Here is a 19,141-nt window from a genome sequence, read left to right as displayed (position 1 = left end):
TCAGGAGAAAACGACGTTATGCGCACGTACGCCAAGCCGATCGCCGCCGTCACCGGCGCCCTCGCCCTCGCCTCCACCCTCACCGCCTGCGGCGGCTCCTCCGCCGCCTCCGACGAGAAGATCGTCACCGTCTACAGCGCCGACGGCCTCAAGGGCGAGGCGGGCGACGGCTGGTACGACAAGGTCTTCGCCGACTTCGAGAAGAAGACCGGCATCAAGGTCAAGTACGTCGAGGGCGGCTCCGGGGAGATGGTGCAGCGCGCCCTCCGCGAGAAGAGCAACACCCAGGCCGACGTCATCGTGACCCTGCCGCCCTTCATCCAGCAGGCCGGTTCCAAGGGGCTGCTCCAGAAGTACGCGCCGCAGGGCGCCGACCAGGTCGGCGGCGGCGACAAGGCGAGCGACGGCACCTGGACCTCCGTCGTCAACAACTACTTCGGCTTCATCCACAACAAGAAGGAGCTTCCCCAGGCCCCGAAGAGCTGGGAGGAGCTGCTCGACGCGAAGTACAAGGACCGGCTCCAGTACTCCACCCCGGGCGTCGCGGGCGACGGCACCGCCGTCCTCATCAAGGCCGTGCACGACTTCGGCGGCCAGGAGCCGGCCCTGGAGTACCTGAAGAAGCTGCAGGCCAACAACGTCGGCCCATCCTCCTCCACCTCCAAGCTCGCCCCCAAGGTGGACAAGGGCGAACTCCTCGTCGCCAACGGCGACGTGCAGATGAACTTCGCCCAGTCCAAGTCCATGCCGAACCTCGGGATCTGGTTCCCGGCCAGGGGATCGGGGAAGCCGACCACCTTCGCCCTGCCGTACGCGGCCGGCCTGGTGGACAAGGCCCCGCACACCGAGAACGGCAAGAAGCTCCTCGACTTCATGCTGAGCGAGGGCGCGCAGCGCGAGGTCAGCGCGATCGGCGGCGGCTTCCCGGCCCGCAAGGACGTCAAGGCCACCGACGCCAACGCCATCGAGCTCGCCAAGCTCCTCGACGGCGTCGAGATCTTCGAGCCGGACTGGGCCGACATCGACAAGAACCTCAAGACGTACGTGGACGCCTGGAAGTCCGCCACCGGCAGCTGACCTCCGCCTGACCGGCCGCCGACCGGCCGCCGACCGGCCGCCGACCGGAGGTCGATCGGCACCAAGAGTTCACCGTACGACCCTGGAAGCCCTCCGCACATCGCGGAAAGATAACGGGTACGGACCAACGCCCCTGAGAAATCAGGGGCGTTGGCGTGCGCTCCCACCCCAACCCCTCTGACGGAGGACTCCGACATGCCGATCAACGGCATCTCCCGCCGGACCGTGCTCGCCGCCGCCGGTGCCACCGCGGCCGTCGCCGCCACCGGAATCGCCACCGCCCCCGCCGCCCTCGCGGCCTCGCCCACGCTCCCGAACGGCACCAGCAAGGACAAGGTGCTCGTCGTCGGCATGGACGGCCTGCGGTACGACCGGATCGACGCCGCCAAGGCCCCGACCCTCAAGTCCCTGATGGCCGGCGGCACCTTCGGCCGCTCCCTGCTCTACGCCAACCCGATGGCCGCGACCTCCTCCGGCCCCGGCTGGTCCACGATCTCCACCGGCGTCTGGCCCGACAAGCACGGCGTCAGGGACAACACCTTCACCGGCAAGAACTACGGCCAGTACCCCGGCTTCCTCGCCCGTCTGCACCAGGTCCGCCCCGAGCTCTCGCTCTTCGCCGCCGTCGACTGGCCCGAGCTCGACACCCACGGCACCGTCACCCCCGGCGCCGACGCCAAGCTCGTCTACAACAACAACTACGTCGTCAACGACCTCGTGATCACGGACATCACCGAGGACGTCCTGCGCAACCAGAACCCCGACGTCCTCTTCGTCTACTTCGGCGAGACCGACGAGATCGGCCACAACCACGGCGCCGCCCACAGCAAGTACCTCGACGCCATCGACGTCCAGGACGGCTACCTCGGCCGCCTGCTCACCGCGATCAAGGCCCGCCCCGCCTACGCCACCGAGCGCTGGACGGTCATCGTCACCACCGACCACGGCCACACCGACGGCGGCGGCCACGGCGGCTCCGCCATCGAGGAGCGGCGCACCTTCGTCCTCGCCCAGGGCCCCGGCATCGCCGCCGGCGCCCGCCCCATCGACACCCGGCTCGTCGACGTCGCCGCCACGGTCTTCCACCAGCTCGGCATCGTCCCCGCCGCCTCCTGGGGCCTCGACGGCAAGCCGATCCAGGAGCGCTCCACCGACCCCTTCGACAGCCTGTACGGGTCGCTGACCGGCCGCGTCGACGAGACCGGCATCCCCGCCGGGGTCCTCGGCTTCACCCACACCGCGCCCAGCGGCTGGTCCGTCATCAACAACGCCATGGGCACCGGCGGCATGGCCGAGTGGCGCGGCTGGTCCTTCGCCACCGACGAGTTCTGGTCCCGCTCCCAGCGCGACCAGTCCCGCGAGCTCAACGTGCGCGCCCGGGGCGTCTTCGCCGTCGCCGACTCCGACGAGTGGGCCGACAAGGCCTTCTCGGGCACGTACGACTCGACCCTGGTCACCCCCGCGTACGGCGTCTCCGGGAAGAGCCGGGTCACCCTGGACTTCACCACCTTCTACCGCCAGGAGGGCAGCCAGACCGCCCAGGTCCAGGCCGTCTTCAACGGCGGCACCCCGACCGTCGTGAAGAACTACACCTCCGACGTCGTCTCGCAGCCCCAGTCGCTCACCGTGGACGTCCCCGCCGGGGCCTCCAGCGTGAGCTTCCGGTTCCGCTACACCGGCTCCAACAACTGGTACTGGACCATCGACGGGGTCAAGGTCACGGCTTCCTGATTAGGCTGGGGGCGTCGCCACAGTGCTGTCGCGGCGTCCCCAGCACACCGCACGTTTGTACGGCAGGAGTCCCGCACCCATGGCAGAGCGCAAGCCGATCGAATCCTGGCTGACCGACATGGACGGCGTCCTCATCCACGAGGGGGTGCCGATCCCCGGCGCCGACGCGTTCATCAAGAAGCTGCGGGAGACCGGGAAGCCCTTCCTCGTCCTCACCAACAACTCGATGTACACGGCCCGCGACCTGCATGCCCGCCTCGCCCGGATGGGTCTTGAGGTCCCCGTCGAGAACATCTGGACCTCGGCCCTCGCCACCGCCAAGTTCCTCGACGACCAGCGCCCCGGCGGCACCGCGTACGTCATCGGAGAGGCCGGTCTCACCACCGCGCTGCACGACATCGGCTATGTCCTCACCGACCACGCCCCGGACTACGTGGTGCTCGGCGAGACCCGCACGTACTCCTTCGAGGCGATGACCAAGGCCGTACGGCTCATCAACGCCGGCGCCCGCTTCATCTGCACCAACCCCGACGAGACCGGCCCCTCCCTGGAGGGCCCGCTCCCGGCCACCGGTTCGGTCGCCGCGCTCATCACCAAGGCCACCGGCAAGGAGCCGTACTTCGCGGGCAAGCCGAACCCGCTCATGATGCGCACCGGCCTCAACGCGATCGGCGCCCACTCCGAGTCCAGCGCCATGATCGGCGACCGGATGGACACCGACATCCTGGCCGGTCTGGAGGCGGGCATGCAGACCTTCCTGGTGCTGACCGGACTGACGTCGCAGGCGGAGATCGACCGCTTCCCGTTCCGCCCCTCCAAGATCGTCAAGTCGATCGCGGACATCGTCGACCGCGTGTAGCGGCACCCCGCGCCGGCCCCTGCGGATGCGAGAAGCCCCGATCCGGGTGACCCTGCCAGTATCAGGAGGTCACGATGCGTTCAGGTCCCATTGCTCTCCGTGCCGCAGGGGCGGCCCTGGTGCTGGTACTGGCACCCGCGGCCGGCGGCGCGTACGCCCACGACGGGGTGAAGGTCACCGTCACCCCGTCCACCGCCTCGCCCGGCGCCGACGTCGACGTCCGCGTGCAGGGCTGCAAGGGCACCACGGGTGCCGCCAAGTCCCGGGCGTTCGTCGCCGACGCGGAGCTCACCGGCCGGGACGGCGGGCACGCCCCGCTGTACGGCGACACGACCATCAGGTCCGGGGTCGAGACCGGCACGTACAAGGTCAGCGTGACCTGCGACGGCCACGACCACCGGGATGTCGGCACCGTGCGCGTCCTGCGCGAGAAGCCGACCCACGAGCCGACCCACCGGCCGACCCACCGGCCCACCCATGAGCCGACCCACCGGCCGACCCACGAGCCCACCCACCGGCCCACCCACCACGCCAGTCCGGTCGCCCCGGTCCGCGCCGGTGGGGGCGGCGCGGCCGCCTTCGCCGCCCCGGCCGCCCCCGGGGTCGCCCAGACGACCAGCGAGAGCGGCCTCGGCACCCCGTACACCCTGCTCGGCCTCGGCATGGCCGCGATCGCCGCCGTGGCCGTCGCCTTCCGCAGCTCCCGCCGCCGCGCCGCCGACTCCGGTACGGGTACGGGCTCGGGCTCGGGCCCGGAGTGACGGTGTCGTCCGGATCCCGCCCCGCGGGCAACGGGCGACTCGTCACCGGCGTGGCCTGGGCGCTGCTGCTCTCCGGGCTCTGGCTCTGGGGCCGCGAGGTCGCCGAGGGTCCCGAGGGCAGCTCCGCGCCGACCACCGGCGACATCGCCGCGGTCGGCCGCCCGCTCGGCGTGGCGCTGCCCCCCGCCAGGGAGCCGCTCGCACCCGCCGAACCCCGGCGGGTGGAGATCCCCTCCCTCGGCATCACCGCGCCCGTCGTGGCGCGCGGCCTGGACGCCACGGGCGCGATCGACCCGCCGCCCTACGAGATGCCCCACACGGTCGGCTGGTTCGGCGCCGGCACCGAGCCGGGCGCGGCGGGCCCGGCCCTCCTCGTCGGCCACGTCGACACCGACACCCGGCCCGCGGTCTTCTACGGCCTCAGCGCCGCCCGCCCCGGAGCCAAGGTCCGCGTCACCCGAACGGACGGATCGGTCGCCGAGTTCACGGTCGACGACGTCCAGGTCTATCCCCGGGAGGACTTCGACGCCCGCCGGGTCTACGGCGCCCGCGAACCCCACCGCGCCGAACTCCGCCTGATCACCTGCGGCGGCACCTTCGACCGCGCGGCCGGTACGTACACGGCGAACGTGGTCGTCTCGGCGTACCTGACGGACGCGGACACCGGCACGGACACCGGCACGGACGCGGGTGCGGGCACGGGGCCGGCGGTGGCCGCACCCCGGCTCCGGCCCTGACCGGACCGCGCCGGACCGCGTCGGGTCGGACCGCGTCGGACCGGTCCTCGGTCGGCGGGGCGGGGGGCGTCCCGGGCCGCCGCCGACCGGGCCGGTCCTCGACCGCGGGGCTCGCGGGCGCGGGAGGGGCCCGGTGCCGCCGCGGGAGGTCGGGGTTCCCGACACTGTAGAGGCCCCGTCCGGGGCGGGGGAGTGATTCGGCGGGTTACACAGGGGAACTCGCCCGCGACACACGGTAGTTCGCGTGAAAACGGCCGGAAGACGACCAAGACCCCCTCACCATCGGTGAGGGGGTCTTGACTCTGCGTGCGCCGCCAGGGACTCGAACCCCGGACCCGCTGATTAAGAGTCAGCTGCTCTAACCAACTGAGCTAGCGGCGCCTGCTGACAGAGAGAACTCTACCTGACGTGCGGGTGTGCTCCTGACCAATACCGCTCACCACCGGCCTGTCGGATGGTCGCATCAGGCCGTCGATCCGTCAAAATGCGATTTGTCCAGACAGTTGAGACACTGACGCCCAAAACCAAGGGTCAAAAGATCTTGACGAGTGTGGAGGGGAATCCCATGAGCGTGCCGGTCTTCGAGGAATTCGAGCCCGCGGCCGACTGCGGCTGCCCGGGGTGCGCCCGGCAACGGCGCGACCTCGCGCTCGGCCTGCCGGTCCGGGCCGGCGGCCACCCCGCCGCGCACGGCGCCCGCCGGGCCCTGGTCCTGGTGACGGCGGCGGGCGTGGTCCTGGGCGGGGGCGGCGGAGCGCTGGCGACGACCTTCCCCCCGCCGCCGGGACCGCTCACGCCGACGGACCCGGCGGAAGGGCCGCCGCGGGACGCCGGGACGGGGGCCGACACCCCGCAGGGCGGACGGGAGCCGCTGCACGGCGCGCCGGGCCCCGGCGCGGACCCCTCCCCGGCCGCGACCCCGACGACCAGTCAGATCTCGATCGGCACCCTGCGGAAGACGACCCGGGCCGAGATCATCAACCGCGCCAAGCTGTGGGTGACCGCGCAGGTCCCGTACTCCATGGAGAAGTACTGGTCGGACGGCTACCGCCAGGACTGCTCCGGCTACATCTCGATGGCCTGGAACCTCCGCAGCAACGAGTGGACCGGCAGCCTCGACCGCTTCGCCGACCGCGTCGACCGCACCGAGCTCCAGCCAGGCGACATCCTGCTCTTCCACAACCCGGCCAACCCCACGCGCGGCTCGCACGTCACGATCTTCGGCGGCTGGACCGACTACACCCACACCTCCTACGTCGCCTACGAGCAGACCAAGCCGCGCACGCGGAAGCAGGCGACGCCCCTGGCGTACTGGGAGAACTCCGACCGGTACGTGGCCTACCGCTACAAGGCCGTGGTGAGCGGCACCGGAGGGACCGGCGCCGGGGCGACGCCCACGGCGACCCCGTACCCGGGCGTGGCGATGTTCGGGACCGGGGCGAACAACGCGTACGTCACCCAGCTCGGCAGGCTCCTCGTCGACCGCGGCGGCAAGAAGTACTACAGCCGGGGCCCCGGTCCGAAGTGGGGCGAGGCGGACCGCCGCGCGACCCAGGCGTTCCAGCTCGCGCAGGGCTGGAAGGGCAGGGAGGCGGACGGCCTGCCCGGCCCTCAGACGTGGAAGCTCCTCGTGACCGGCACGGGCAAGGACATCGGCGGTTCGAGTGGTTCGAGCGGGTCGAGCGCGAATGCGACGGGGTTCCCCGGGCGTGGCGCCTTCCGTCCGGGCCAATCCAACGCATATGTGGAGAAGCTGGGCAAACAACTGGTGAAGCGGGGCTTCGGCAAGCACTACCTGTCGGGACCCGGTCCGCGCTGGACGGAGGCGGACCGCCGCAACGTCGAGGCGTTCCAGCGGGCACAGGGCTGGCGCGGCGCAGCGGCCGACGGCTACCCGGGCCCGGAGACCTGGCGGCGCTTGTTCCGATGACCCCGAGAGCATGAGGTGGACCCGAATGACGGCATCGACCCCGAACCCCGCGGACTCCGGCGCGGCGGCCTCACGTGACGCGGCCCGCACGGCGAGACGCCTGACGGACGGCACGCTCCCGCGCACGTCACCTCCCCAGGGAGCCCCGCCGACCCGCCGGGACACGACGGCGGACGCCGCCGGCGCGACGCCACCCGGCGTCTCCGAGCCGACGCCGACGGAGGGCGGTGCGCCGGCCCCGGTCGCGGGTGGGACGCCGAGCCGGACGCCCGCTTCGGACGGAGCGTCAGCGCTCGCTCCGAGCGGGGCATCCGCCCCGGCCGGGGGTGGCGCGCCGAGCGGCGTCCCGGCTCCGGACGGAGCGTCAGCGGCTGCCGTGGGAGGGGCATCCGCCCCCGACGGCGCCGGCGCGCCGCCCTCGATCCCGCCCTCGGACCCGTCCTTGGGTTCGACCCCGGCCTCGACCCCGGCCCCGGCGTCGGACGGCGCGCCCGTCTCGGGCGGGGTGTCCGTGTCGAGCGGGGCGCCGGTCCTCGCCGGGGGCGCGGTGGCCCCGGTCGGGGGCGGCACGTCGAACGTGACCCCGGCCGCGGACCGAGCGTCGGCGCCCGCCCCGGCCGGCCCGGCCCCGGGCGTGGCGTCCGCGCCCGTGCCGGGCGGGTCGCCGGCGCCGGCCGGGCGTGGCGCCCCGGTGACGGCGTCGGGTGCTGCGGCCGTGTCCGCCGCGGTGGCGTCGCCCGCCTCGGTGGCCGGGGAGTCCGGGCCGTCGCGCGACGGCGTCCCCGCATCGCTTGCCCCGGGCATCGCCGGGAGCGGAGTCACCGCCCCCGCCCCGGCTCCCGCCTCCGCCGATGTGCCGGCAGCCCAACCCGCTCGGCCCGCCGGGCAGCGGCCCGGACACCCTGCCGGGCCCTCCGGCGTGGCGTCCGTGCGTCCGGCCGGGCCCTCCGGCGTGGCGCCGGGCGGGGCCGACTCCCGCCCGACCGGCTCGGCCGCGGCCGCCGGACCGGAGACGGCCGACCGCGCGCCCTCGGCCGCCCGGCCCCACCAGGCCACCGGCCCCGCCGCCGGCACGGCCCCGGTCCACCGGGCCGGCGCCGCCCCGTCGGCCGCGGCCGTCTCCTCCGCGACGGCGGGCCCGCCCGCCGCCGTCACCCCGGGCTCCCGACCCGTCTCCGGGCCGGGAGCCGGTTCCGGCCTCGCCGGTACGCGGGCGGTCCTGTCCACGGGGCTGTCCGGCGCGACCGCGGGCGGCGGGCCCGGGCCCGTTCCCGCCGGTGCCGCCCCGCCGAAGGCCTCCGTCGTCACCGTGCGGTCCGGGGGAGAGGCGCCCGTCCCTGTCGCGGTCACCGCCCCACCGGCCCGCCCCACCGCCGCCGTGACCGCCCCGCCCGGCGCGGACCCGAAGGCCGGCCCTCCCGCCGAGCGCGACGACACCTCCCCCCGCCCCGGCGGGCGCGGTGACGCCGTGCCCGACTTCGGGCGGATCACCGGCGCCGCGGTCGGCGCCGTCGCCGTGCCCGTGGCCGCCGTGGTGCGGGTCGCGCGGCGGAAGAACGTGATCGGTTCGGAGACCACCGGCTCCATCCCGGTGCACCTGCTCTTCCGGGACGAGCCGGAGGGCGCCGTACCCCGTATGCCGCGCGACGACGACGGGGGCCCCGACACCGTCGCCATGGCCGCGCCCACCCCGTCGGGGACGGGCCACGGGCCCGCCATCCCGGGCCCGTCGAAGGTCCAGGTCCGGACGGGCCCGGTCGCCGACCCCGCGAGCGGGGGGAAGTCGAAGGCGAAGCCGAAGCCGAAGTCCAAGGAGGGGACCGGGGCCGCGTCCAAGGGACGGGCCGCGTCCTCCGCGCGCCCCGTCCCCACCGCCGACCCCACGCTGGTCGAGCGGCCGGGGCCGGTGCTGCCCGGCTGGGTCGGGGTGGCCGGCGGCGCCCTCGCGCTGGCCGGGTGCGCGGCGGTCGTGTGGTGGACCGGGGCCGTACCGGCGGAGGCGACGCGGATGCTGCGGCTGCCGGAACGCCCGTACAACGGCATCCACCTCGGCCAGTGGGCGCTGCTCGCGCTCGGTGTCGTGCTCACCCTGTTCGCACTCGGCGGGCTCGGCCGTGGCCGGGTCGGCTACGCCTATGTGCTGACGCTGTTCGGCGACTACCGCGGCACGGTCCGCCGCACCGGTCTGCTCTGGGCCAGCCCGCTCCTGCTGCGCCGCCGGGTCGACGTACGGCTCCGGCACTGGCGCAGCGAGCCGCTGTCGGCGGTGGACGCCAAGGGCACCGCGCTCGATGTCACCGTCCTCGTCGTGTGGCGGGTGCGGGACACCGTCCGGGCGGCGCTCGGCGTCGACGGGCACGAGGACTACCTGCGGGAGCAGGTGGAGGCGGCGATGGCCCGGGTGCTCTCGCAGCTTCCGGCGGACGCGTTCCACGAGGACGCTCCGACGCTCCGGGACGCGGAGGCGGTCGGCGAGGCGCTCACGCGGATGCTGTCGGCGGAGTGCGCCCCGGTCGGAGTGGACGTGTTCTCGGCGCAGCCGACCCGGATCGAGTACGCGCCGGAGGTGGCGGCGGCGATGCGGCGGCGCCGGATCGCGGCGATCGACGCGAAGCACCGGGACAGCGTGCTGACCTCCGTCGTGGACGCGGTGGACGACGTGGTCCACCGGCTGACCAGTCGTGGTCTGGTCGAGCTCGACGACTACGAGCGCAAGACGCTGGTCAAGGACCTGACGGTGGCGTTCTACACGGGAAGGACGGGTCCTGTGGAGGGTGCGTGAGGGGATGGACATGTTCAACTTCCGTCCATACCTTGGTACTTGGTCCAGACCAAAAATGTAGTGCCCGCACGCGTGCAGCACGGCCCAAGAACTCCCCCACGTTCTCCTGGAGCGACAGCATGCGCAATAAGTCAGTCGGGGCGGCGGTGGTGGCGCTCGGCGTCGCCGGCGCCACCCTCTTCGCCACCGGTAGCGCCGGAAGCCACGGCTACACCGACTCGCCCATCAGCCGTCAGAAGCTCTGCGCCAACGGCACCGTGACCAACTGCGGCAACATCCAGTGGGAGCCGCAGTCGGTCGAGGGTCTGAAGGGCTTCCCCTCCGCCGGTCCCGCCGACGGAAAGATCTGTTCCGCCGGGCTCTCGCAGTTCGCCCAGCTCGACGACCCCCGGGGCGGCGCGTGGCCCGCCACCCAGCTCACGGCGGGGCAGAGCTACAGCTTCCGCTGGCAGTTCACGGCCCGGCACCGCACCACCGACTTCAAGTACTACATCACCAAGAACGGCTGGAACCCGAGTCAGAAGCTGACCCGGGCCTCGCTCGACCCCCAGCCGTTCCTCACCGTCCCCTACAACAGCCAGCAGCCGCCGGCGACCCTCTCGCACTCCGGGACGATCCCGGCGGGCAAGACGGGCCGTCACCTGATCCTGGCGGTGTGGACGGTCGCGGACACCGCGAACGCCTTCTACGCCTGCTCGGACGTCAAGTTCTGACGGGTGCGCGGTTCGGTGACCGTTCCTGACGGTTCATTTCTGATGGACCGTCAGTTACAGTCCGGCCCATGAGGGGTGCGGACACCGTCGCGGAACTCGTACGGCGCCAATGGGGCGACCACCGGACCGGGCTGAGGGACGAGCACCACACCCTCACCCACCACCAGGTCGCCGCGGGCGCCGCCGCGCGGGCCGCACTGCTCGTGGACCTGATGCCACCCCTGCCGGGGAGCGAGCCGCACCTCGGCGTCCTGCTCGACAACACACCGGAGTACCCGCTCTGGCTCAGCGCGGCGGCCCTCACGGGGGCCGCCGTCGCCGGGATCAACCCCACCCGGCGCGGCGCCGAACTCGCCCGGGACATCCGGCACACCGCGTGCCGGGTCCTGGTCACCCAGCGCGCCCACCTGCCCCTCCTCGACGGCCTCCCGCTGCCCGGCGTCCGCGTCCTGGTCACGGACACCGACGCCTACCGGGAGCTCCTCGCCCCCTACGGGGACGCCCGGCCCGGCGACGCCCGCCTCGGCCCCGTACGCCCCGACAGCCTCTTCCTGCTCTCCTTCACCTCCGGCTCCACCGGCGCGCCCAAGGCCGCGCTCTGCAGCCAGGGGCGGCTCGCGGCGGCCGGCGCCTCCCTCGTCCGGCACTTCGGGGTCGGCCCCGACGACGTCCACTACATCTGCATGCCGATGTTCCACGGCAACGCGGTGATCGCCGACTGGGCGCCCGCGCTCACCGCCGGCGCCGGGGTGGCGCTCCGGGCCCGCTTCTCCGCCTCCCGCTTCCTGCCCGACGTCCGCCGCTTCGGCGCCACCTACTTCACCTACGTGGGCCGGGCCGTCCAGTACCTGCTCGCCACCCCGCCCGGCCCCGACGACCGCGCGCACCCGCTGCGGCTCGGCTTCGGCACCGAGGCGGGGGCGGTGGACGCGGCCCGCTTCCGGGAGCGCTTCGGCGTCCCGCTCGTGGAGGGGTACGGCTCCTCCGAGGGCGGCGCGGCGATCCAGCGGACCCCCGACACCCCGACGGGGGCGATCGGACGGGCCGCGCCCGGCGACGACCTGGCGGTCCTCGACCCCGAGACCGGCCGGGAGTGCGCCCCGGCCCGCTTCTCGCCCACCGGCCGGCTCCTCAACGCGGCCGAGGCCGTCGGCGAACTCGTCAACCGAGGCCGCTCGCCCTTCGAGGGCTACTGGCGCAACCCCGAGGCGGAGGCCGCCAGGCTGCGCGACGGCTGGTACTGGACGGGCGACCTCTTCTACCGGGACGCGGACGGCCACCTCTACTTCGCGGGCCGCACGGACGACCGGCTGCGGGTCGACAGCGAGAACCTGGCGGCGGCGACGATCGAGAACATCCTCGCCCGCTGGGAGCGGGCCGCGGGGGTCGCGGTCTACGCGATACCGGACCCGGTGGCGGGGGACCAGGTCATGGCGGCGTTCGCCCTGCGGGAGGGCGCGGCCTTCGACCCGGCGGAGTTCGCGGCCTTCCTCGCCGCGCAGCCGGACCTGGGCACGAAGATGCCGCCGCGCTTCGTCCGCGTGCTGCCCGAACTCCCCCTCACGGCGACGAACAAGATCCACCGGGTGGCCCTCCGCCGTGCGGCCTTCCTCTGCCCCGACCCCGTCTGGTGGCGCCCCACCCCGACCGCCCCCTACGAACCCCTGACCCCCACGGCGACGGCCACCCTCCGCGCGGAGTACGCGCGCCACGACCGAAGCCCGACGCCGCCGGGCCCGGGGGTAGGCCCAGCCCCACCCCCGGCGCACCCCCTCACCCCATGGCCCCGGCGCCGTCCCTCCGCCTAGCGTGGTCGCTCATGGACCCCCGTACCCCCTGGCAAGCCCTCACCCGGCCCCGTTTCCCGCGCGGCTCATGGCCCTGGCGGGCCGTCGGGTACCTGCTCACCGGCGGGCTGCTCGGGGCCGCCGTCTGCGCCGTGTTCCTGGTGCTCGGGGTGTTCTCGCTGTTCCTCGTCGGGCTGCCGCCGCTCCTGCTCTCCGGGCTCTTCCTCGGCGGCGTCGAGCGCAGGCGCCTCCGGCTCGTCGACCTGGACCCGGCCCCCGACCCGCACCGCGTCCCCACCGCCCCCGGCCCGGCCGCCTGGCTCCGGCTGCGGGCGGGGGAGCAGGCGACCTGGCGGGAACTCGCGTACGCCCTGCTCCTCGCCACCGTCCTGTGGCCGCTCGACCTCCTCGCGGTCGCCGTCGGGATCGGCCTTCCGGTCACCCTTCTCAGCGCCCCCGTCCAACTGGCGGTCGACGGCGACGAGACCAAGGTCGTCAAGGCGTACCTGGTGACCTCCTATCCGGAGGCCCTCGCCGCCGCCCTCCTCGGCGCCCTGCTCCTCGTCGCCCTCGCCTACCCGCTCGCCGCCTTCGCGGGCGCCCGCGCCGCGCTCGCCCGCGCCCTGCTCGCCCCGCGCGAGGCCGACGCGCGCAGCGGCAGGATCGGCGAGGTCATCGCCTCCCGGGCCCGGCTCGTGGACGCCTTCGAGGCCGAGCGGCGCCGGATCGAACGCGATCTGCACGACGGCGCCCAGCAGCGCCTCGTCGCCCTCACCATGACCCTCGGTCTGGCCCGGCTCGACGCCCCGCCGGGCCCGCTCGCCGACCAGCTGGCGAAGGCGCACACGGAGGCCGGGCAGGTCCTCACCGAGCTGCGGGAGCTCATCCACGGCATCCACCCCCAGGTCCTCGCCGACTACGGCCTGGGTCCGGCCCTCTCCGACGCCGCCGACCGGTCCGCCGTGCCCGTCGACGTCGACGTCGAGCTGCCCCGGCTGCCGGAGTCCGTCGAGAGCGCGGGCTACTTCGCCGGCTGCGAGGCCCTCGCCAACATCGGCAAGCACAGCGGCGCGACCCGGGCGCGGATCACCGCCCGGCACACCCGGGGCACGCTGCGGATCGACGTGGAGGACGACGGGCGGGGCGCCGCGGACCCGGCCCGGGGCACCGGTCTCACCGGACTCGCCGACCGGATCGCCGTCCTGGATGGCAGACTGACGATCATGAGCCCGAAGGGCGGGCCGACCCTCCTGCGAGTGGAGATCCCGTGTCCCGCACCGACCGAAAGCTCCGCGTCGTCCTCGCCGAGGACAGCGTCCTCCTCCGGGAGGGGCTGATCGGGCTCCTGGCCCGGTTCGGTCACGAGGTCGTCGCCGCCGTCGGCGACGCCGACGCCCTGCGCGGGGCGGTCGCCGCCCACGATCCGGACATCGTCGTGACCGACGTCCGGATGCCGCCGGGCTTCCAGGACGAGGGGCTGCGCGCCGCGGTCGCGCTCCGCGCCGAGCGGCCGGCCCTGCCGGTCCTGGTGCTCAGCCAGTACGTGCAGCGCAGCTACGCCGCCGACCTCCTCGACGCGGGGGACGGCACGGGCGTCGGCTATCTGCTGAAGGACCGGGTCGGGCAGGTGGAGGAGTTCCTGGACGCGCTGGCCCGGGTCGCGGACGGCGGGACGGTCGTCGACCCCGAGGTCGTCCGCCAGCTGCTGCGGCGGCACCGCGATCCGCTGGAGGCGCTGACCCCGCGCGAGCGCGAGGTCCTCGGGCTTGTCGCGGAGGGGCATTCCAACGGGGCGATCGCCCGTCGTCTGGTCGTGACGGAGGCGGCCGTCGGCAAGCACATCGGCAACATCCTGGCGAAGCTGGACCTGCCGCCGGCCGAGGACACCCACCGCCGGGTCCTCGCCGTCCTCACGTACCTCAGGGCCTGAGGGCCTGAGGTACGTGAGGAGGGTGCGGCGGGCACGAAAAAGCCCCCCGCTTCCGCGAGGGGCTCTTCCCGTCTGTGCGCCGCCAGGGACTCGAACCCCGGACCCGCTGATTAAGAGTCAGCTGCTCTAACCAACTGAGCTAGCGGCGCCTGCTGACAGAGAAAATACTACCCGGTCCCGCGGGGTGCTTCCGACCACCCCGCGGCCGGGTCCTCAGAGCGCCAGCGAGAGCACCACGGGGGCGGCTCTGCGGTTGAGCGTGTCGGCCGCCGCGCGCAGCCGGTGGGCGTGCTCGATCGGCAGGGAGAGCGCCAGGCAGCCCACGGCGGAGCCCGCCGTCAGCGGGACGGCGGCGCAGACCGTGCCCACCGCGTACTCCTGGAGGTCGAGCACGGGCACGGTCGCGGGGTGGCTGTCGAGCTTGGAGAAGAGGATCCGCTCGTTGGTGATGGTCCGCGAGGTCAGCCGGGCGATCTTGTGCCGGGAGAGGTGGTCCCGCCGCCCGTTCTGGTCGAGCTGGGTGAGCAGGCACTTGCCGACGGCGCTGGCGTGCGCGGCCGAGCGGAAGTCCACCCACTCGTTCACCTTGGGCGTGCGCGGGCTGTCGGCGAACTGGGTGATCTTCACCTCGCCGTCGATGTACCGGCTGATGTAGACCGCCGCGCCGACGGAGTCGCGCAGCTCGGTGAGGGTCTCCTGGAGCTTCGCCTCCAGGGCCTCGCGGCGGGTCATGCCGGAACCGAGGAGGACGAGGGAGTCGCCGATCACGTACGCGCCGTCGGCGACCTGCTCGACGTACCCCTCGCGACGGAGCATGAGGAGCAGCGACGAGAGGTGGGCGACGGGGAGGCCGGCTTCGCGGGCGATCTGGACGTCCGAAACGCCGCCACCGTGCCGTGAGACCGTCTCGAGGACGCGCAAGGCGTATTGCACCGAGTGGAACGGCGCGGTGGGCTCGGGCTTCAGCGCCACGGTTTCCCCCTACCAGGTTGTGACCGCAAGCTTTCGTACCACGATAGCCGCCAAGCACCGTTTGCGGGGCGGCTGTTGGCGAGAATGATGTGGAGCGTCCGGGCCGTACGCTGGGGCGCGCCACTCTGGCATATGCCAAGGTCATGAGTGGTGTACTGAGCCTCAGGTCAGGACCGTGCGCGGGGGCTCGCGCGCACCCGTCCGTCCGGCGGGGGACCGGAGATTTTTTACGGCGAAGCGGACGCGGTGAGGGCCCGAGCGGTGGCCGAGAACCGCCGGAATAAACGGAGCCCCCCTCCTGTTGTTGGCCTGACGTAGCCGAGTCGTGAGTTCGTACGTGTGCCGAGGAGGGTCCCGAAGGTGAGCGACGCTATTCGAGGAGAGGCGCGGGGTTCCGCGCCCGTGTCGCTGTCCGTGCTGGACCTGGTGACCGTCGGCGGCGGCAGCACCGCGACCCGGGCGCTCGCCACCAGCGTGGAGCTGAGCAGGCTCGCCGAGCGGCGCGGCTTCCACCGGCACTGGGTGGCCGAACACCACTCGATGCCCGGCGTCGCCTCCTCCTCGCCGGCGGTGATCCTCGCCCACCTCGCCGCCCACACCAAGCGCATCCGCCTCGGCTCGGGCGGCGTCATGCTGCCCAACCACGCCCCGCTCGTCATCGCGGAGCAGTTCGGCACCCTGGAGGCCTTCGCCCCGGGCCGGATCGACCTCGGTCTCGGGCGCGCGCCCGGCACCGACGGGGCCACGGCCGCCGCCCTGCGCCGCACCGACCGGCTCAACGAGGGCGCGGACGACTTCCCGGAGCAGCTCGCCGAGCTGACCCGGTTCCTCGACGACGACTTCCCGGACGGCCACCCCTACGCCCGGATCCACGCCGTGCCCGGTCCGGTGCAGGGCCCGAAGGGGCGCCCGCCGGTCTGGCTGCTGGGCTCCTCCGGCTTCAGCGCCCGCCTCGCCGGTCTGCTCGGGCTGCCCTTCGCCTTCGCCCACCACTTCTCGGCCAGGAACACGATCCCGGCGCTCGACCTCTACCGGGACTCCTTCCGGCCCTCGGAGCACCTCGACGCCCCCTACGCGATGATCGGCGTCTCGGCGTTCGCCGCCGACGAGGCGGAGCAGGCCCGCCGCCAGGTCCTCGCCGGCGCCCTCGCGATGCTGCGGCTGCGTACCGGCCGGCCGGGTCTCGTGCCGACGCCCGAGGAGGCGGAGGCGTACGGATTCAGCTCCGCCGAGCGGGAGTTCGTCGACGGCTGGCTCGCGAACATCGTGTACGGCACCCCGGACGAGGTCCGTACGGGCCTGGACGACCTGCGGAAGCGGACGGGCGCGGACGAGCTGATGATCACGGCGAACGCGCACGGCGGGGAGGCCCGGCTGCGGAGCTACGAGCTCATCGCGGACGCGTACGAACTCCCGGAGCTGCCGGAGGACTAGGGCCTGCCGTCACCTTCCCGTCTGCCCCGCGACGCCTGGCACGCGCTCTCGCCGCACCGGGCGAAAGCCCGAGTACGCCCAGTACGCCGACTTCCGCCCGGCACACCGAGAGCACGCACCAGACGCCGCGGGGCCGCCCTCCGGGCGACGACGGGAAGGTGACGACAGGCCCTAGGGCCTGTCGGTCGGGCCTGGGTCGCGGGGACCGGTCCGAAGACGGGTCCGAGCGAGGGTCCGGAGCGCTCCGGCGAACCGGGGCGACGCGTTCCGTGCCGGCGACGGCCGGGTAAAAACCCTGATCCTCGGGGTCGGTTGGTTCATTCCCGAACCACCCCCGCGCCTCCCCTAAGTGAACCTTAAACCGCTCGTCACCGATGGTGGCGGGCGGTTCCGCTTTGTGCTGCACCTCCCTGACGAGGCCTTTCTCGCTCGAATTGGTCTAGTCCTCAATCTGGTTCAGACCATTGACGCGCTGTTCACCCGCCGGTTATCACTGCTCCAGCTCCTGTACGGCACCACCCCCGCACTCCCCCCGATGGAGGCCGCACGTGCACCCCCGTAAGCCCTTGATCGCCGCGCTCCTCAGCTCGGCCCTCGCCGCCGGTGCCCTCGCGGCGACCGTAGGCCTCGGCTCCGCCCAGGCGGCCGACACGACGACCACCGCCTCCGCGGGCAACGTGCGCATCGCGTACTACGACCAGTGGAGCGTCTACGGCAACGCGTTCTACCCCAAGCACCTCGACACCCGGGGCATCGCGGGCCAGCTGGACGTCATCAACTACTCGTTCGGCAACATCCACCCCACCAACCTCACCTGTTTCATGGCCAACAAGGCCGCGGGTGACGACAACAACCCCAACGCGGGTGACGGTGCGGGCGACTCGTACGCCGACTACCAGAAGTCCTTCAGCGCGGCGGACAGCGTCGACGGCGTCGCCGACAAGTGGGACCAGCCGATCGTGGGCGTCTTCAACCAGTTCAAGGAACTGAAGGCGAAGTACCCCCAGCTGAAGATCAACATCTCGCTGGGCGGCTGGACCTACTCCAAGTACTTCCACGACGCGGCGAAGACGGACGCGAGCCGCAAGAAGCTCGTCTCCTCCTGCATCGACCAGTACATCAAGGGCAACCTGCCCGTCGAGGGCGGTTACGGCGGCGCCGGCACGGCGGCCGGCATCTTCGACGGCATCGACGTCGACTGGGAGTACCCCGGCTCCTCCGGCGGTCACCTGGGCAACCACTACGGCCCCGAGGACAAGCAGAACTTCACCCTCCTCCTCGCCGAGTTCCGCAAGCAGCTCGACGCGTACGGCGCGGCCAACGGCGGCAAGAAGTACCTGCTGACCTCGGCCCTCCCGGCCGGCCAGGACAAGATCAAGTACATCGAGACCGACAAGATCGGCCAGTACTTGGACTACGCCAACATCATGACGTACGACATGCACGGCGCCTGGGACGGCGACGGGCCGACGTACCACCAGTCCCCGCTCTACCCCTCGCCGAACGACCCGACCGACGTGATCGCCCCGGGCACCGAGAAGTACAGCATCGACTCCGCCATCGACTCCTGGATCGACGGCAACCCGGCCTACGGCATCGCCGGCGGCTTCCCCGCCAACAAGCTGACCCTGGGCTACGAGTTCTACTACCGCGGCTGGAAGGGCGTCCCGGCCGGGACCACCAACGGCCTCGCGCAGACCGCCACCGGCGGCTCCGGCGCCCGCCCGCTCAGCCAGCAGGCCGGCATCGCGCACTACAAGGAGCTCGGCGGCATCGTCGACAACGCGTCGACCACCTTCTGGGACGACCAGTCGAAGTCCTCGTACTTCTACAAGGACGGCGAGTTCTTCACCGGCCTCAACCAGAAGTCCATCCAGGCCCGGGTGGACTACGGCAAGCAGCGCGGCCTGGCCGGCGCGATGATGTACTCGCTCCTCGGCCTGGACAACAACGCCACCCTGCTGACCCAGATCAACACCGCGCTCGGCGGCACCACCACCCCGCCCACCACGCCGCCGACCACCCCGCCGACGACGCCCCCGACCACCCCGCCCACCACGCCTCCGACGACCCCGCCCACGGGCTGCGGCTCGCTCCCGGCGTACGTGGCCGGCACGGTCTACAACTCGGGCAATGAGGTCTCCCACAACGGCCGCAAGTACAAGGCCCAGTGGTGGACCCAGAACGAGACGCCGGGCACGACCGGCGAGTGGGGCGTGTGGAAGGACCTCGGCGCCTGCTGAGTGCCCGACCCGCTGAACCGCTGAACCCCTCATGAACCGCTGCCCCCGCCCGGAATGTCCCTCCGGCCGGGGGCAGTTCCATGCCCGGCCGACGCCCGCCCCGCCCCACGCCCCGATGGGACGGGGCGGCGCCCGCGCCCCGCCTCGGACGGGCAGCCCGCGCCCGCCTCGGACGGGCAGCCCGC

At 73.1% G+C, this 19,141-nt stretch carries 14 protein-coding genes and 2 tRNA genes; 13 read left to right on the top strand and 3 right to left on the bottom strand.

Features of this window, described 5'->3' with window-relative positions; all coding sequences use genetic code 11:
* Window positions 1–18 precede the first annotated feature (18 nt).
* The 5 genes from ABT129_RS08655 (at window position 19) to ABT129_RS08635 (ending at window position 5,165) form a co-directional block, all read left to right on the top strand.
* Complete coding sequence (locus tag ABT129_RS08655; protein ID WP_351898311.1) at window positions 19–1,077, top strand: 2-aminoethylphosphonate ABC transporter substrate-binding protein; 1,059 nt, start codon at window positions 19–21, stop codon at window positions 1,075–1,077.
* Between the two features lie 195 nt (window positions 1,078–1,272).
* Window positions 1,273–2,808 carry an alkaline phosphatase family protein gene (locus tag ABT129_RS08650; RefSeq protein WP_351898309.1) on the top strand — a complete coding sequence of 512 codons (1,536 nt, stop codon included), beginning with the start codon at window positions 1,273–1,275 and terminating at the stop codon, window positions 2,806–2,808.
* Between the two features lie 79 nt (window positions 2,809–2,887).
* The gene (locus tag ABT129_RS08645) at window positions 2,888–3,667 is read left to right on the top strand and encodes an HAD-IIA family hydrolase (RefSeq protein ID WP_351898306.1); all 780 of its coding nucleotides are present in this window, start codon (window positions 2,888–2,890) and stop codon (window positions 3,665–3,667) included.
* 119 nt (window positions 3,668–3,786) lie between these two features.
* Window positions 3,787–4,428: a PT domain-containing protein gene (locus ABT129_RS08640; protein WP_351898304.1), complete on the top strand. Its 642-nt coding sequence runs from the start codon at window positions 3,787–3,789 to the stop codon at window positions 4,426–4,428.
* Between the two features lie 2 nt (window positions 4,429–4,430).
* Entirely contained in the window at window positions 4,431–5,165 is a 735-nt protein-coding gene (locus ABT129_RS08635) for a class F sortase (RefSeq protein WP_351898301.1), read from the top strand.
* 307 nt (window positions 5,166–5,472) lie between these two features.
* Here the strand turns inward: ABT129_RS08635 and ABT129_RS08630 are convergent.
* A tRNA-Lys gene (locus ABT129_RS08630) sits at window positions 5,473–5,546 on the bottom strand.
* 184 nt (window positions 5,547–5,730) lie between these two features.
* Here ABT129_RS08630 and ABT129_RS08625 point away from each other — a divergent pair.
* The 6 genes from ABT129_RS08625 (at window position 5,731) to ABT129_RS08600 (ending at window position 14,307) form a co-directional block, all read left to right on the top strand.
* The gene (locus ABT129_RS08625) at window positions 5,731–7,095 is read left to right on the top strand and encodes a peptidoglycan-binding protein (protein WP_351898299.1); all 1,365 of its coding nucleotides are present in this window, start codon (window positions 5,731–5,733) and stop codon (window positions 7,093–7,095) included.
* Window positions 7,096–8,014: 919 nt separating this feature from the next.
* Window positions 8,015–9,877 carry an SPFH domain-containing protein gene (locus tag ABT129_RS08620; RefSeq protein WP_351898297.1) on the top strand — a complete coding sequence of 621 codons (1,863 nt, stop codon included), beginning with the start codon at window positions 8,015–8,017 and terminating at the stop codon, window positions 9,875–9,877.
* Window positions 9,878–9,996: 119 nt separating this feature from the next.
* Window positions 9,997–10,590: a lytic polysaccharide monooxygenase auxiliary activity family 9 protein gene (locus ABT129_RS08615; RefSeq protein WP_351898295.1), complete on the top strand. Its 594-nt coding sequence runs from the start codon at window positions 9,997–9,999 to the stop codon at window positions 10,588–10,590.
* Window positions 10,591–10,658: 68 nt separating this feature from the next.
* Complete coding sequence (locus ABT129_RS08610) at window positions 10,659–12,398, top strand: AMP-binding protein (RefSeq protein ID WP_351898293.1); 1,740 nt, start codon at window positions 10,659–10,661, stop codon at window positions 12,396–12,398.
* An 11-nt stretch (window positions 12,399–12,409) separates the two neighbouring features.
* Entirely contained in the window at window positions 12,410–13,714 is a 1,305-nt protein-coding gene (locus ABT129_RS08605; protein ID WP_351898290.1) for a sensor histidine kinase, read from the top strand.
* A complete protein-coding gene (locus ABT129_RS08600; RefSeq protein WP_351898288.1) occupies window positions 13,645–14,307 on the top strand; it encodes a response regulator in 663 nt (220 codons plus the stop codon). Before ABT129_RS08605 ends, ABT129_RS08600 begins: the two co-directional genes overlap by 70 nt.
* 75 nt (window positions 14,308–14,382) lie before the next feature.
* Here the strand turns inward: ABT129_RS08600 and ABT129_RS08595 are convergent.
* Window positions 14,383–14,456 (bottom strand) — tRNA-Lys (locus ABT129_RS08595).
* A 64-nt stretch (window positions 14,457–14,520) separates the two neighbouring features.
* The gene (locus ABT129_RS08590) at window positions 14,521–15,279 is read right to left on the bottom strand and encodes an IclR family transcriptional regulator (RefSeq protein WP_351898285.1); all 759 of its coding nucleotides are present in this window, start codon (window positions 15,277–15,279) and stop codon (window positions 14,521–14,523) included.
* A 360-nt stretch (window positions 15,280–15,639) separates the two neighbouring features.
* Between ABT129_RS08590 and ABT129_RS08585 the strand changes: the two genes are divergently transcribed.
* Window positions 15,640–16,713, top strand: coding sequence for an LLM class flavin-dependent oxidoreductase (locus ABT129_RS08585; RefSeq protein WP_351898283.1), 1,074 nt, complete (start codon window positions 15,640–15,642; stop codon window positions 16,711–16,713).
* A gap of 548 nt (window positions 16,714–17,261) precedes the next feature.
* The gene (locus ABT129_RS08580) at window positions 17,262–18,956 is read left to right on the top strand and encodes a glycosyl hydrolase family 18 protein (protein ID WP_351898281.1); all 1,695 of its coding nucleotides are present in this window, start codon (window positions 17,262–17,264) and stop codon (window positions 18,954–18,956) included.
* Window positions 18,957–19,141: the final 185 nt, after the last annotated feature.

The sequence above is a fragment of the Streptomyces sp. NPDC002057 genome (assembly GCF_040296665.1).
Classification (GTDB): domain Bacteria; phylum Actinomycetota; class Actinomycetes; order Streptomycetales; family Streptomycetaceae; genus Streptomyces.
The sequence above is the reverse complement of the archived record's forward strand: the minus strand, read 5'-3'. Positions and strand labels throughout refer to the sequence as shown.